Origin of the sequence: Phenylobacterium sp. Root700, assembly GCF_001429025.1 — a bacterium.
Classification (GTDB): domain Bacteria; phylum Pseudomonadota; class Alphaproteobacteria; order Caulobacterales; family Caulobacteraceae; genus Phenylobacterium.
The window spans coordinates 53,601-68,214 of sequence record NZ_LMHT01000030.1 but is presented as its reverse complement, the minus strand read 5'-3'; the positions used below and the strand labels follow the sequence as shown (position 1 = coordinate 68,214).

Annotated in this window: 14 protein-coding genes; 9 read left to right on the top strand and 5 right to left on the bottom strand. The window is 66.5% G+C overall.

All coding sequences use genetic code 11. The features are described from left to right. Positions 1-27 precede the first annotated feature (27 nt). From ASE02_RS22420 to ASE02_RS15245, 7 genes are read left to right on the top strand one after another with little or no spacing between them, the layout of a single operon-like run. On the top strand, positions 28-795 hold the full coding sequence (locus tag ASE02_RS22420; RefSeq protein ID WP_200957696.1) for a cephalosporin hydroxylase family protein: 768 nt from the start codon (positions 28-30) through the stop codon (positions 793-795). After that, a complete protein-coding gene (gene rfbF / locus ASE02_RS22415; RefSeq protein WP_056735402.1) occupies positions 796-1,569 on the top strand; it encodes a glucose-1-phosphate cytidylyltransferase in 774 nt (257 codons plus the stop codon). It begins immediately after the preceding gene. Continuing rightward, the gene (gene rfbG, locus ASE02_RS15265) at positions 1,566-2,624 is read left to right on the top strand and encodes a CDP-glucose 4,6-dehydratase (RefSeq protein WP_056735401.1); all 1,059 of its coding nucleotides are present in this window, start codon (positions 1,566-1,568) and stop codon (positions 2,622-2,624) included. The genes rfbF and rfbG overlap by 4 nt, the downstream gene beginning before the upstream one ends. Then, on the top strand, positions 2,624-3,865 hold the full coding sequence (locus tag ASE02_RS15260; RefSeq protein ID WP_056735400.1) for a class I SAM-dependent methyltransferase: 1,242 nt from the start codon (positions 2,624-2,626) through the stop codon (positions 3,863-3,865). The genes rfbG and ASE02_RS15260 overlap by 1 nt, the downstream gene beginning before the upstream one ends. After that, positions 3,865-4,401 carry a dTDP-4-dehydrorhamnose 3,5-epimerase gene (gene rfbC / locus ASE02_RS15255; RefSeq protein WP_056735399.1) on the top strand — a complete coding sequence of 179 codons (537 nt, stop codon included), beginning with the start codon at positions 3,865-3,867 and terminating at the stop codon, positions 4,399-4,401. The genes ASE02_RS15260 and rfbC overlap by 1 nt, the downstream gene beginning before the upstream one ends. 10 nt (positions 4,402-4,411) lie before the next feature. Then, complete coding sequence (locus ASE02_RS15250) at positions 4,412-4,903, top strand: DapH/DapD/GlmU-related protein (RefSeq protein WP_056735398.1); 492 nt, start codon at positions 4,412-4,414, stop codon at positions 4,901-4,903. Then, a complete protein-coding gene (locus ASE02_RS15245) occupies positions 4,900-5,715 on the top strand; it encodes an NAD(P)-dependent oxidoreductase (protein ID WP_056735397.1) in 816 nt (271 codons plus the stop codon). The genes ASE02_RS15250 and ASE02_RS15245 overlap by 4 nt, the downstream gene beginning before the upstream one ends. Positions 5,716-5,767: 52 nt before the next feature. Here the strand turns inward: ASE02_RS15245 and ASE02_RS15240 are convergent, their stop codons facing one another. From ASE02_RS15240 to ASE02_RS15225, 4 genes are all read right to left on the bottom strand, one after another. Further along, a complete protein-coding gene (locus ASE02_RS15240; protein WP_056735396.1) occupies positions 5,768-8,080 on the bottom strand; it encodes a tetratricopeptide repeat protein in 2,313 nt (770 codons plus the stop codon). Positions 8,081-8,211: 131 nt separating this feature from the next. Continuing rightward, positions 8,212-8,478, bottom strand: a complete 267-nt coding sequence (locus tag ASE02_RS15235) for a SemiSWEET family sugar transporter (RefSeq protein WP_056735395.1) — start codon at positions 8,476-8,478, stop codon at positions 8,212-8,214. A gap of 99 nt (positions 8,479-8,577) precedes the next feature. Beyond that, positions 8,578-9,630, bottom strand: coding sequence for a sulfate ABC transporter substrate-binding protein (locus tag ASE02_RS15230; RefSeq protein WP_056735394.1), 1,053 nt, complete (start codon positions 9,628-9,630; stop codon positions 8,578-8,580). 97 nt (positions 9,631-9,727) lie between these two features. Beyond that, positions 9,728-11,239: an OprO/OprP family phosphate-selective porin gene (locus ASE02_RS15225; protein WP_056735393.1), complete on the bottom strand. Its 1,512-nt coding sequence runs from the start codon at positions 11,237-11,239 to the stop codon at positions 9,728-9,730. A 273-nt stretch (positions 11,240-11,512) separates the two neighbouring features. On the opposite strand from ASE02_RS15225, the gene ASE02_RS15220 reads away from it, so the two are divergent. Next, positions 11,513-12,865 (top strand): ATP-binding protein, encoded by a 1,353-nt coding sequence (locus ASE02_RS15220; RefSeq protein WP_369818570.1) that lies wholly within the window; start codon positions 11,513-11,515, stop codon positions 12,863-12,865. 15 nt (positions 12,866-12,880) lie between these two features. On the opposite strand, the gene ASE02_RS15215 is transcribed toward ASE02_RS15220, so the two are convergent. After that, positions 12,881-13,888 (bottom strand): L,D-transpeptidase, encoded by a 1,008-nt coding sequence (locus ASE02_RS15215; RefSeq protein ID WP_056735391.1) that lies wholly within the window; start codon positions 13,886-13,888, stop codon positions 12,881-12,883. Between the two features lie 187 nt (positions 13,889-14,075). On the opposite strand from ASE02_RS15215, the gene ASE02_RS15210 reads away from it, so the two are divergent. Continuing rightward, a complete protein-coding gene (locus tag ASE02_RS15210; RefSeq protein ID WP_200957694.1) occupies positions 14,076-14,570 on the top strand; it encodes a murein L,D-transpeptidase catalytic domain family protein in 495 nt (164 codons plus the stop codon). The last annotated feature ends 44 nt before the right edge of the window (positions 14,571-14,614 follow it).

Below are 14,614 nucleotides of genomic sequence, written 5' to 3'. Positions count from 1 at the left end.
GCCGTATCCATCTAAAGGGCGAGATCCTTGATCACCACCATCGACGAAGAGCGCGGCGAAGTCATCGTGCGGGACGGCGAAACCGAAACCCGTCACAGCTTGGCGAGCGCCGAGGGCTTCGCCGCGGCCTCCAAGGCCTGGCTGCGCGCCACCTGGGATTCGAAATACGTCTATTCCTTCGCCTGGATGGGCCGCCCGATCATTCAGCTCCCGGAGGACATGGTCCGCCTGCAGGAGGTGATCTACGCCCTGAAGCCTGACGTTCTGGTCGAAACCGGCGTCGCCCACGGCGGCAGCCTGATCTTCTACGCCTCGCTGTTCGAGGCCATGGGCAAGGGCCGGGTGATCGGCGTCGATATCGAGATCCGCGAACACAACCGCCAGGCCATCGAAGCCCACGAGATGAAGAAGCGCATCGAGCTGATCGTCGGGTCCTCGACCGCGCCGGACGTGCTCGACCAGGTGAAGGCCCAGATCAAGCCGGGGGAGAAGGTGCTGGTGGTGCTGGACTCCAACCACACCCGCGACCACGTGCTGGACGAGCTGCGGGCCTATGGCGAGCTGATCGAGGTCGGGTCCTATGTGGTCGCCACCGACGGCATCATGGCCCAGGTCAAGGGCGGCCCGCGCACCGGCGAGGACTGGGACTGGAATAATCCGCAGCGCGCGGTCCATGATTTCGTGGCCGAGGACAAACGCTTCATCGTCGAAGAGCCGGCCTTCCCGTTCAACGAAGGCGTGGTGAAGGAGCGGGTGACCTACTGGCCTGACGCCTTCGTCAAGCGGATCGCCTAGATGAAGGTCGTCCTGCTCTGCGGCGGTCTCGGCACGCGGATTTCAGAGGAAAGCCATCTGAAGCCCAAGCCGATGATCGAGATCGGCGGACGGCCGATCGTCTGGCACATCATGAAGCTGTTCTCGCACTACGGCTTCAACGACTTCGTCCTGTGCCTTGGCTACAAGGGCTATGTGGTGAAGGAGTACTTCGCCAACTACGTGCTGCACAACGCCGATCTGACCGTCGATCTGGCCAAGGGCGCGGTCGAGTACCACGCCACCAACCACGAGCCGTGGCGCGTGACCCTGGTCGACACCGGCGCCGACAGCATGACCGGCGGGCGGCTGAAGCGGGTCGCACAATATCTCGACCCGAACGAGCCGTTCTTCATGAGCTATGGCGACGGCGTCGCCGACATCGACCTTCAGGCCCTGCTGGAGTTCCACAAGGCCCACGGCAAGCAGGCGACGGTGAGCGCGGTCTCGCCGCCCGGCCGGTTCGGCGCCCTGGACATCGTCGATGGCGCGGTGAAGCGCTTCATCGAGAAACCTCCCGGCGACAATGGCCTGATCAACGGCGGCTTCTTCGTGCTGCAGCCGGACGTGATCGACCGGATCGCCGATGATTCGACCGTCTGGGAACTGGAGCCGCTGGAAGGCCTGGCGCGTGAAGGGCAGCTGATGGCGCGCCCACATGACGGCTTCTGGGCCGCCATGGACACCTTGCGCGACAAGAACGCTCTGGAGGCGCTCTGGGCCTCCGGCGAGGCGCCTTGGCACGTCTGGAAATGAGCCGGCCCGACCCCGCCTTCTGGTCGGGCAAGCGCGTCCTGCTGACCGGGCATACCGGGTTCAAGGGCTCGTGGGCCGCGATCTGGCTGTCGGCCCTGGGCGCCAAGGTGACTGGCCTGGCGCTCGCGCCGGACCAGGCGCCGGCATTGTTCGACCTTGCCGGTGTCGGCGGGGTGGTGCAATCGCGCATCGCCGACCTGCGCGATCAGGCCGCGGTCGAGCGGGCGCTGAAGGGGCAGAGCTTCGACCTGGTCCTGCATATGGCCGCTCAGCCGATCGTGCGGACCTCGATCGAGGACCCGGTCGCGACCTTCGCGGCCAATGTTCTGGGTACGGCGCATCTGTTGCAGACGCTGCGCGGCCAGCCGGCCTTGCAGGCGGTTCTCGTGATCACCTCGGACAAGGTCTACGCCAACAACGAACAGGGCCGCGCCTTCCAGGAAGGCGACGCGCTGGGCGGTAAGGATCCCTATTCGGCCTCCAAGGCCGCCGCCGAGATCGTTACCCAGAGCTTCGCCCGCAGCTTCTTCGACAAGGCCGGCGTGCCGGTCGCCACGGCCCGCGGCGGCAACGTGATCGGGGGCGGCGACTTCTCCCGCGACCGGCTGGTCGCCGACATCGTCCGGGCCGGCAAGGCCCAGGGCGTCACCGTCCTGCGCCATCCCGAGGCGACCCGGCCCTGGCAACACGTGCTCGACTGCGTGGCCGGCTATCTCGTCTATCTCGAACGACTGGCCAGCGATCCAGCCGCGCCGCGCGCGCTGAACTTCGGGCCCAAGCCGGGCGGGGCGGAGGTCACGGTCGGCGAGCTCGCCACCCGCGCCACCCAGGCGCTGGGCGCCAAGCCCTGGTGCCATGAACCCGATCCCAACTCGTTGGAGGCCAAGGCGTTGGGCATCGACGCCAGCCTGGCCCGCCAGGTGCTGGGCTTCGAGAGCCGTCTCGACGCTCCCGCCGCCGTCGAATGGACCATGGATTGGTACCGCGCCCAGGCCGATGGGGACGAGGCCCTGGTCCTCGTCCAAGACCAGATCAAGCGATACGAAAGCCTTTGATGACCGTGCCCGCCTGCCGTTTCTGCCGCGCCCCGCTCACCCAGACTTTCCTGGACCTGGGCGATCAGCCGCTGGCCAACTCGTACCTGACCAAGCCCCAGTTGGACGCCGGGGCGGAGGGCTTCTATCCGCTGCACACCCGGGTCTGCGGAACCTGCTTCCTGGTGCAGGCCGATGATCCGGTGGCGGCCGACGCGATCTTCGACGACGGCTACGCCTATTTCTCGGCCTATTCGGAAAGCTGGGTGGCGCACGCCAAGCGTTACGCCGAAGCCATGGCCGGACGCTTTGGCCTGGGGCCGGACTCGCTGGTGATCGAGGTGGCCTCCAACGACGGCTATCTGCTGCAACACTTCAAGGCGATGGGCGTGCCGGTTCTGGGCATCGAGCCGACCGCTAACACAGCCGAAGTGGCGATCAAGGAGCGGGGGATCCCGACCGAGGTCACCTTCTTCAACGACGCCACCGGCCGCGACCTGGCCGCGCGTGGGATCGCCGCCGACCTGATGGCCGGCAACAACGTCCTGGCCCACGTCCCTGCCATCGGTGACTTCGTGGCCGGCTTCCAGCACGTGCTGAAGCCGCAGGGCGTGCTGACCTTCGAGTTCCCGCACCTGCTGAACCTGATCGAGAAGGTCCAGTTCGACACCATCTATCACGAGCACTATTCGTACCTGTCGCTGCTGGCGGTGGAGAAGGTGCTGCTGGCCAACGGTCTGAGACCGTTCGACGTCGAACTATTGCCGACTCACGGCGGGTCGCTGCGCCTGTTCTGCGCGCACCAGGCCTCCAGCCATCAGGAGACGCCAGCGCTGACGGCCCTGCGCGCCCGCGAGCAGGCCGCCGATCTCGACAAGCTCTCGGGTTATGAGGGCTTCACCGCCCGGGTCGAAGAGGTCCGTCGCGGCTTCCTCGATTTCCTCGCCAAGGCCAAGGCCGACGGCAAGAGCGTCGCGGCCTATGGTGCGGCGGCCAAGGGCAACACCTTCCTGAACTATGCCGGCGTCACGCCGGGCGACATCGTGGCGGTGTTCGACGCCAACCCGCACAAGCAGGACCGGTTCCTGCCCGGCACCCACATCCCGACCTACGCGCCGGCGGCGATCACCCAGTTCAAGCCGGACTATCTGGTCATCCTGCCGTGGAATCTGAAGGACGAGATCATGGGGCAGCTGGCCCATATCGCCGAGTGGGGCGGCCAGTTCGTCACCGCCGCGCCGGACACGAAGGTCGTGCGCTGATGCGGTTCACGGCGACCGACATCGAAGGCGTCGTGATCGTCGACCTGGACGTGATCAGCGACGAGCGCGGCTCGTTCTCGCGCCTGCATTGCCCCGACGAATTCGCCGCGGCCTGCCATCCGTTCACGCCCGTGCAGACCAGCCTGTCGCGCAACGCCAAGGCGCGCACTCTGCGAGGCATGCACTATGAAGCCGCCCCGCACGCCGAGACCAAACTGGTCCGCGTGACCCGCGGCGCGATCTTCGACGTCGCCGTCGACCTGCGGCCAGGCAGCCCGACCTATCTGCGCTGGACCGGAACCGAGCTCTCAGCGGCGAACGGCCGCGCCCTGCTGATCGGCCAGGGCATGGCCCACGGCTTCATCACCCTTGAGGACGACACCGACGTCCTCTACCAAATCGATCGCATGTTCGAGCCCGGTCACGGGCGCGGCGTGCGTTGGAACGACCCGGCCTTCGGGATCACGTGGCCATCGGCGCCCTTGGTCATATCCGAGCGCGATGGCGCCTATCTAGACCACCAAGGCGACGACTAGACATGACGTCATGCTGGACATAGATCCGACTGCGAAAATCTCGAGCCTAGCCGACATCGAGGTGTCGGCGCGGGGAACCCTGATGAAGATCGGGGCGCGGACGATGGTCGACGCCTTTGTGAAGATCAAGCCGGCCGGGGGGATGGGCGCTTTGGTGATTGGCGCCGATTGCGCGATCAACTCCGGGACCGTCATCTATACCGGCAACGGGATTAAGGTGGGCGACGCGGTGCTGATCGCCGCGAACTGCACGCTGGCCCCCACCAACCACGCCTTCGGCGACACCACGCGGCGAATTCGCGACCAAGGCTTCTTGGAGTCCAAGGGCGGGATCGTGATCGGCGACGATGTCTGGCTGGGCGCTAACGTCGTGGTGCTGGATGGCGCGGTGATCGGCCAGGGTTGCGTCGTCGCGGCAGGCTCTGTGGTCCGCGGCGAACTTGAACCCTATTCGGTCTATGCCGGCGTTCCCGCCAAGCGAGTGGGCGCCCGGGGCCAATGAGCCGATACACGGTGATAGGGGCCAGCGGCTTCATCGGTTCGCGGCTGGTCGAGTTGCTTCGCCAGCGTGGCGAAGACGTCTACGCGCCGAGCCGAGGGGAGCCCGATCTCTTCAGTCGCGATCTGGGCCGGGTGTTCTACTGCGCGGGCCTGACCGGCGACTTCATGGTTCGTCCCTTCGATACCGTCGAGGCCCATGTTGGTTTGTTGACGCAGGTGCTGCGCGACGCGCGGTTCGAGCGCCTGATCTATCTTTCGTCGACCCGTCTCTATGACAGTCTTGGCGCGCGCGGCGGTCACGAAAGCGATGTTCTAGAGTTCGACGTCACCGCACCGCGCAATGTCTACGATCTCTCCAAGGCGTTGGGCGAGAACCTTTGCCTGGCGCGGTCGGACGGCCGGGCGGCCGTCGCGCGGCTGGCCAACGTCTTCGACTGGAGCGATGCGGCGGGCGGGTTTCTGTCGGATCTATTGAAGCGCGCACGTCGCGAGCGGGAAATCACCCTGGCCTCGTCGCCGCAGTCGGGCAGGGACTACATCCACGCCGACGACGTGATCGACGGCCTGCTGGCGATGGACGCTCAAGACGCTCCAGGCATCGTCAATCTGGCGCGGGGCGAGGCGGTGTCCAACGCCGAGATCGCCCAGGTGTTCACAAGCGCCGGCTGGACGCTCACCCTGACCGGCGAGCAAGCGCCGCCCCATGGACCGGTCTGCGACATCAGCCGCCTTCGTGCGCTAGGCGTAAGCCCGCGCGACGCTCGCGAGGTCATCGCACGCGTGCTGCGCGCGCCGGACTTCTTTGACGCTTAGGCAGGACCGGCGTTGCCGTTCGACGCCGGCGACGCAATCGCTCCAGGAACGTCTACGCGATGGCCGGGCTCTTGCCGGGGATGGCGGCTCGTGCCACTGCCCCCTCGATCATTTCGTAGAAGTCCGTGGCGAACTGCTTGGTCTGGCCTAGCGGGCTGGCCTTCAGCATATCGCGCAACTCGGTCCGCAGGGCCAGGCGGCGTTCCGGATCGGCGGCGAGCTTGACGGCGATCTGCGTGAACTCTTCCTGGGTCGTGGCGCAGAGATCGCCGAGGCCGGCGTTGGTGAGGATCGAGTAGCTAAGCCGCTCGAACATGGCGTCGCCCACCAGCGTGACGGTGGGCACGCCCATCCAAAGAGATTCACAGGTCGTCGTGCCACCGGTCTGGGGGAAGGTGTCCAGCGAGATGTCGATGTCATTGTAGAACGGCATGTGCGCGCCGCGAATGTCCTCGAAACGTACCCGGTCCTCGGCGATCCCCTCGGCGGCGAACAGCGCCAGAATGTTCTTCTTGAAGGGCGGCGCGCCCCCTTCGGGCCGGACGAACATGAACCTTGCATTGGGAACCGCGGCGGTCGTGCGCGCCCAAGTCCGGATCATGTCACGGCTGTACTTGTACGGGTTGTTCGCGGTGCCGAAGGTCAGGAAGCCATTGCGCTGTTCGGGTGTTCCCTCGGTGATCGGACGATCAGGGAAGGCCATCTCGCCCATGGCGATCCAGCTCTTTGGCATGAGCAGCGCCTTCTCCACGAGGAGTTCGTCGCGCGGCGCCACATAGGGATCGAGGATCAGGTGGTCGATAGTCTCAAGACCGGCCGAGTGCGGATAGCCGAGCCAGCTGGCCTGCAGCAGCGCGGGCCTGAAGGCCATGACCGAGAGCTTGTTCATATGCGTGGAACCGCCCAGCTCGATCAGCATGTCGAGCTGGTCGTCGGCGATCATCTGAGCGGCGTCCTGGCTGCTGATGTCTTTCTTCCAGCGGAAGGCGTCGACCAGTTCGGTGATCCGCAGCTGGGTTGGATCGGCGTTGTCGCCTTCGAAGTAGGAGTAGCAATAGATCTCGAAGCGGCTGCGATCGACGTGCTCGAATAGGGGCATGGCGAAGTAAGCCACCGGATGATTGCGCAAGTCTGACGACATGAAGCCGAGACGGATCTTCCCGTTCGGCGCGCGCGGCGGCGGGCGGCGCAGCGGCCAGCGCTCGGCGCCCTTGACGGCCTTACGCCCCCAGACGCGATGCATCTCGAGGAGGCTCAGCCGGTCCTCCGGTGTCTGCACGCGCGCCAGATGCCCAAGCAAGGCGGTGTGCTTTCCAGCCTCGACCCAGGCGTGGCCAATTTGCGAGAATGACCCCAGGCTGTCGGCCGTGTCGTAGTCGGCCATGCGGATCAGGACCTCCAGCGCCACCTTGAGCGGCGCGGCGTCCAATTTCTGATCGGGCGACAGGGTCTCCATCAGGAGCGTATAGGCGCGCTCCAGATGGGCGGACTCATCGCCGTAGCGCGATCGCCCGAGGCTCTCGATCAGCGCCATTCGATAATCGAGATTGTCGGGGACCAGTTCGATCGCCTTCTCGAGGTGCACGTTGCCGCGCCGACGGTCGTAGTCCCCGATGATCCCGCCGAGCTGATAGTGCAGCCAGCCCTTGTCGCCGTACTCTGGCATGAGTGCGATGAGAAAGGACTCGGCGTCCCGCAGGCGCCCGGAACGGCGTAGCGCCATGGCCTTGGCCTCGTGCAGCCGCATCGAGGGTGGCAGGACGGCGCTGGCCTGGTCGAGAATGGCATGGGTCTCGGAGTAGCCCTTCATCTCCGCCGTCACGGCGGTCAGATCCAGCCAGGCGTCGAGGTAGTCGGCCTGCAGCTTGATGGCCAGGTTCAGGCGCATCACCGCCTTGTCGAGCGCGCCCGAGTACCAGTAGCCGCGGCCGAGGGAGCGCTGGAATTCCGCCGACTTTGGCTGCAGCCGCACCAGCTTGGTGAAGATCTCCACCGAGGCCGGGCCGTTCTTCACGTCGTTGTAGATATTCCCGCGGTTCTGCAGCGCCGAGGTGTTCTTCGGGTTCAGCTTCTCAGCCTGCTTCAGCGACTTGATGGCGCTGTCGAACTTCTTCTGGCGGCGTTGGGCCACGCCCATGACGTTCCAGAGGTCGTAGTCCTTAGGATAGAGCGCCGCGCCGGCGCCGGCCCACTTCTCGGCCTGCACGTAGTCGTCCCGGCGGAACAGCATCGAGGCGAAGTTGCGGTAGATGTGCACAGGAGCCTTGGGATCGCTCTCCAGCTCCGCTGCGATCAGGCGAATTCCTTCGTCGGTGTCACCAGCCTTCAGGGCGGCTTCGGCGGCGGCGAATCTGTCGATCGACATCAAGACATCCTGTCACGCGCCGGGGTTGGGCCGGGCCGTGGTTCCACGCGCGTGGGGTTTATGGGCGCGCGGGGCCGCGCGGATCGGCGGCAATCTAGTGGCGCCCTGCGGCGGCGCCAACTATGCCGCGCTTATCCGTCGCGGAAGCGCCGCTTGAGGCCAAGGATCACGCCGGAAAGCACCAGGCACACGGCGTTGGAGCCGATCACCGGCCAGCTATGGGTGAGCGCGCCATAGGCGATCCAGAGCGTGAAGCCGGTCACCGTCACCACATACATCCGCAGGCTGACGGACGAGGCGTCGCGCTCGCGCCAAATCTTGGCGATCTGCGGCGTGAAACTGGCCATCGAGCACAGGGCCGCCGCCGTCCCCACGATATCGGCCGTCGAAAGGGTCATGGGCCCAAAACGGGTCCTGGCGGCGCAGGTTGCTGCGCTCAAGAAAAAGGGCGCGGAGCCTTAGCTTCGCGCCCTTGGTTCGCCGTGCGCCCTAGAGGACTAGCGCGGCTTGTAGATCCGGTCGAACACTCCGCCGTCGCCGAAGTGATAGGCCTGGGCCTTCTTCCAGCCGCCGAAGGTGTCGTCGATGGTGACCAGCGGGATCTTCGGGAACTTCTTGGCCCATTTGGCCGCCGCCTCGGGATTGCGCGGGCGGTAGTGGTTCTTGCCGATCAGGTCCTGGGCGATAGGGCTGTAGAGGAAGTTGAGATAGCCCTCCGCCACCGTGCGGGTCTTCTTGCGGTCGACGACCTTGTCGACCAGGGCGACGGGCGGTTCGGCCAGGATCGAGACCGACGGATAGACGATGTCGACCTTGCCCGGCCCCAGTTCCTCGATCGCCAGGTGCGCCTCGTTCTCCCAGGACAGCAGGACGTCGCCGATCCCGCGCTGGACGAAGGTGGTGGTCGAGCCGCGCGCGCCGGTGTCGAGCACCGGCACGTGCTTGAAGAGTTCGCCGACGAAGGCCTCGGCCTTGGCCGCGTCGCCGCCCGGCTGGCGCAGCGCCCAGGCCCAGGCCGCCAGATAGTTCCAACGCGCGCCGCCCGAGGTCTTCGGGTTGGGCGTGATCACGTCGATGCCGGGTTTGACCAGGTCGCCCCAGTCCTTGATCTTCCAGGGATTGCCCTTGCGGACCAGGAACACGATGGTCGAGGTGTAGGGCGTCGAATTGTTGGGCAGGCGCGACTGCCAGTTGGCCGGCAGCAGCTTGGCCTTGGCGGCGATCTCGTCGATGTCGCTGGCCAGGGCCAGGGTGACGACATCGGCCTGCAGGCCGTCGATCACCGAGCGGGCCTGTTTGCCCGAGCCGCCATGGCTCTGATTGATCACGATGTCCTGGCCGACCTTTTCCTTCCAGTACTTGGCGTAGGCCAGGTTGATATCCTTGTAGAGCTCCCGCGTCGGGTCATAGCTGACGTTCAACAGGGTCAAGGCCTTGGCCTGGGCGGCGGCCGGGCCGGCCAGAAGCGCCGGCGCGGCCACGGCCGCGGCGCCGGCGGTCCCCGCGGCGAGCACGCCGCGGCGGGACGGGGTCTTCAGGTTCTGGCTCATGGTTCGAGATCCTTGTTCTCAGGCTCGGTTGTCTTGGAAGCTCAGGTCGGGGGAACGCAAAGGGTCGGGGCGGCCGACCGGGGCCGCCCCGCCGTCGTCAGAACGCGTACTGGGTGCGCAACGAGTAGATCTTGAAGTCCTGGCCGACCTGCGCGCCGGCCGGCGGTGTCGCCGTTCCGGTCCCGAAGGCTGTGCCGCCGGGCGACAGGCGGTCGACGGAGACGTCCTGATAGGCCGCCTGGAACCGCAGCACGTTGTTGACGTACCAGTTGAGGCCCACGGTGAAGATCTCCTGCTCGCCGCCGCGGATGGCCGAGGCGACCGGAGCGGTCCCGGCGGCGCCCGCGAGGTAGTTGAGGTCTAGCTTGGAATAACGCAGGCCGAGCTCCCAGGCTCCCCAGGTCCCCTTCTTCAGGTCGAAGGGATGGGCGGGGCGGGGGGCGTCGAAGGTGCCGGCGGTGTAGCGGCGCGCCTCGCCGGTGATCGTCCAACCGGCCTGGGCGTACCAGCCGGTGAAGTCCGGATCGCTGAGCGGCCCCTTACGATTGACGTCGATGTCGAAGTATTCGGTCTGGACGTAGAGGTTGTTCCATTGGGCGCCGAACTCGGCCCCGATGGCGGTCAGGCCGTCGGCGTCGATATTGCCGGTGTCGATCAGGCGCGCGCCGTCGACCCGGATTTCCGGCCGATCACGCAGGCGGATGTTGGTGGCGGCGGTTCCGGCCACGTCGGGGCCGCTGGCGGCGGGATTGAACACGATCGAGGTGTTCACCCCCACATGCACCAGGGCGTTGTCGCGGCGGAACGGCACATAGGTCAGGCGGCCGACGAAGGCGGTCTGCTCGTCGAAGCTCGACGTACCGATGATATTGCCGGTGATGGCGGCGGTGCCGGTCCAGTTGTCGCCGCTGGCCAGCAGGGCGACCGAGGTGCGGCCGTCGCCCGCGGCGATGGCGCGAACCGTCTCGGAGGGCGAGGCGCGCTCGGCGAACAGCGAGCCGTTGGTGGAGACCGCTTCTTCCAGGCCGCTCGGCGGGGAGAAGGCGCCGATCCGCAGCTTCAGATTGGCGACCGGGAAGCCGTACTGCACCCAGGCGGCGCTGATCTTGCCGGCTTCCTCGGTCCCGGACCCGCCGAAATCGTAGAGGAAGTTGTAGTCGAAGGCGCCAAAGGCCTTGCCCTCGATGCCGATGCGGGCGCGGCGGAAATTGGCGCCGTCCGACAGGTCGCGGGCGTGGTCGTTCTCGGCGGCGTCGCCAAGCGAGCCACGGCGGAAGTCGGTTCCCAGCGGCCCGGCCGAGGCCTGATCGTAGTGCGCGGCGTCCAACTGGAACACGCCGCGGAACGAGGCGCTGAATTGTCCGTCATCAGATTCTATGGTCGGGCGACCATTGTTGATCGAGACCTTCGTCGCTGTGGAGTCCTTGCGCACCGCGGCGATGTTGTTGGCGGTCGATTGCTTCAGGTCGGCGATCTGGCCCTGCAGCAGGCCCAGCTGTTCTTCCAGCTGCTTGATCCGCGCATCGGTCGCCTCGTCGGCGGCCGCCAGTCCAGGCCAGGCGAAAGCGATCGCCGCCGCCCCTGTGATGAGTTTGGTTTTCCACGACATGTGGTCTTGCCCCTCGATTTGTTGGAGTTCGCTACAAACTCGACCGCATGAAGACCCGATAAATCCTATCGGGAAAATGGAGATTGACTTCAAGCGGTCGTAGATTTCCTGACAGCGGGCATATTGCGCGGGCTCGCGCTTGGGTCGCTGTCATCCCAGTGACATAAGGGTCGGGCTTGGTCGGAGTTCGTTGTTCAGGATAGATTCGCCTTGGCGCCATGGCAGCCGTCTTCACCGCACAGCCCGCCTGATTGGCTTGGTCACATCGGCCCGGTGCTTGTCGCCGGGGGCGCCGGCGTCGTGGCCATTCTGGGCTTTGGCCTGTTGGGGCAGGCTGATCCGCAGGCGATCTCATGGATGGTGCTCGTCGCGGCCGGGGTGACCGGCCTGGCCGCCTGGCACGTGGCCGAGCGCGCGGGCGTCGCCCTGCCGGCCCTCGAAGCGGCCCGCCCCGCGCACGAGGATGCGCCGCCCTATGCGAGCCTCATCAACGCCTTGCCGGACCCAGTGTTGGTGATCGCCGCCCATGAACTAGATGACCTCACAGGGCGGCGTTTCGTGCTGGTTAATGAGGCCGCCCGGCAGACCCTGAGGATACAATATGACGCAGGGCTGCTGGTCACGGTGATCCGCGATCCCGACGTGCTGGAAGCCGTCGACGAGGCGTTGTTCGGCGGCAAGGAAGCCGAAGCTATCTACGAACTGGGCGGGGCGCAGGAGCGGGTGATGCGCGCCTTCGCCAAGCCCCTGGGCGTCGCGCCGGACGGCGCGCCCCTGGCCCTGCTGGTGCTGCGCGACGAGACCGACATCCGCCGCGCCGAACGCACCCGCGCCGACTTCCTGGCCAACGCCAGCCATGAGTTGCGCACGCCGCTGGCCTCGTTGTCAGGCTTCATCGAGACCCTGCGCGGCCATGCCAAGGACGACGTGAACGCGCGCGAGAAGTTCCTCAGCATCATGGCGACCCAGGCCGAGCGGATGTCGCGTCTGATCGACGATCTGCTGTCGCTCAGCCGCATCGAGCTCAACGAGCATATCGCGCCGGAAGGCGAGGCCGATCTGGTGATGGCGGTCATGGACGTGCTGGACGCGCTGGGCCCGCTGGCCCGCGACCGGTGCGTACGGCTGGAGGCCGAGGATCTGCCCCCGCGTGGTCAGGTGATCGTCGCCGGCGACCGCGACCAGATCATCCAGGTGGTGCAGAACTTGGTCGACAACGCGCTGAAGTACACGCCCAAGGGCGCAGCGGTGAAGATCTCGCTGCGGTCGGGACTGTCGGCCACAGCGGCCGCAGCGCCGGGCGATCCGCGGGCCGCACGGCTGTCGCTGCTGACCCCGGACCGGGCCGCCGATCTCTACGCCGCCCTGCGGGTCACCGACTCAGGCGTGGGCCTAGCCCGCGAACACCTGCCGCGCCTGACCGAGCGGTTCTACCGCGTCGAGGGCCAGAAGAGCGGCGAGCGGTCCGGCACGGGCCTTGGCCTGGCCATCGTGAAGCACATCGTCAACCGCCACCGTGGCGGCCTGGCGGTGGAGAGCGTGCTGGGCGAAGGCGCCACCTTCACCGCCTACTTCCCGCTCGCGCGGGCCGAGGTGTCGGCGGCCGAACCGGCGACGCCCGGCTAGAGCGCTTTCAGACGCCTACGGTTGGGGGACGACGGCGTCGATCACCGTCAGCTTTCGCCCCATCACGTCCTCGCCGACGCTGGACTGTGTGACTAGTATGGTGGCGCCGGGCTGCACCAAGGGGCGGACGGCGCGATAGAAGTCCTTAGGGACGCGCACGCGATTGATCGTCGCCTGGTCCAGCTCGCGGCCGCGATCGTCTTCGTGGCCCGGCAGGCCCATATAGATGAAATGGGGTTCTCCATCCGCGCCACGCGTTACGCTGATGACGTGCGTGCCGGGGTCGTCATCATCGATCTGCGCCACGCTGCGACCGATCTCCACCCCATTGCGCATCACCACGATAGTTTGGTCCAGCTTTGAGATGATGATGCTCAGCGGGCCGGTGGGGGAGAGGCTCGGGGTCCACCGGAAAGGCTCCTTGTCCAGCTTGCGTTGGGCCGCTGCGGCGCCGCGCATATTGACCGGGGCGAGCACGCTCTGGTTGGTCGACTGCACCCGCCCGGCCGCATCTCCGGCGATCACCACGGTGACGCCAAGGCTGGTGACCGCGAAAAGTTCACGGGAGAATTCCAGCGGGAGATGGACGCACCCGTGGCTCTCCGGGAAGCCCGGGAGTCCGCCGGCATGGAGCGCGATTCCGTCCCAGGTCAGCCGCTCCTGAAATGGCATGGGGGCGTTGTTGTAGAGGCTGGAATGGTGGGTCGCATCCTTCTGCAGGATGGTGAACACGCCTGTCGGGGTTTCGTGACCAGACTTGCCGGTCGAGACGGTGCTGACCCCGATCCGCACGCCGTTGCGGTAGACGCTAGCCAGCTGGCGCGACAAGTCGACGTATATCAGGAGCGGTCCAGCTTGGGCCACATTGGGAGCCCAGACCCATTGACCGGGCTTAAGCTGATCGGCCTGACGGGCGAACTCGGCGGCGGAACTGGCCTTGGCCCCTTGGGCGCTTGCATGGTCGGCGTAGAAGGCGAGCGCCAGGCAAAGCGTGAGTGCTGGCAGCGTGGGGCGTCTTGGCATGGTCTCCGAACGCAGCTGGTGGAGTTGGGCGCGCAGGCCCCTGCGCAGAGATTCTAGGAGTCAGGGCTTGGACGCAATGTTTTCCCGGCGGCGGATTTTGACCGCGGCCCTGGTCGGAAGCGCCGGCGCGGTTGCGCCGGGTCTGGCGCGGGCCGGGGCTCCGCCGGCCGGCCCAAGTTCGGCGCTGATGGCGCGCGCCTTGTCGGCGTTCGAACGCCACCCCGGCGCCTTTGCACGGGACCTGATCGCCATCGCCGATTTTGACGCCGCTTCATCGGTTCCGCGCTTTCATTTTGTGAACCTCGTAAGCGGCGGGGTGACCAGCCTGCTTGTCGCGCATGGGCGAGGATCAGATCCCGATCATAGCGGCTGGGTGAAGCGCTTCTCCAATGCTCCCGGCTCCGCCGCCTCGTCAGCAGGCGCCTACCGGACTGGTCCGCTCTATGTCGGCAAACATGGGCCTTCCCGACGCATCGCCGGTCTTGATCCGACCAACAGCAATGCCGAGCCCCGCGCGATCGTCGTCCATGGCGCGTGGTACGTCAGCCAGGACATGGTCAAGGAGCATGGCAAGCTAGGGCGCAGCGAGGGTTGTTTCGCGGTCGCGGAGCGCGCGCTCCCAGAAGTCCTCGCGCGGCTAGGCGAAGGACGCCTCATCTATGCAGATCGACTACACGCCTAACTGACAAACGTGATGGGGAAAGGAGCGGCCGCGCCATCGGCCGC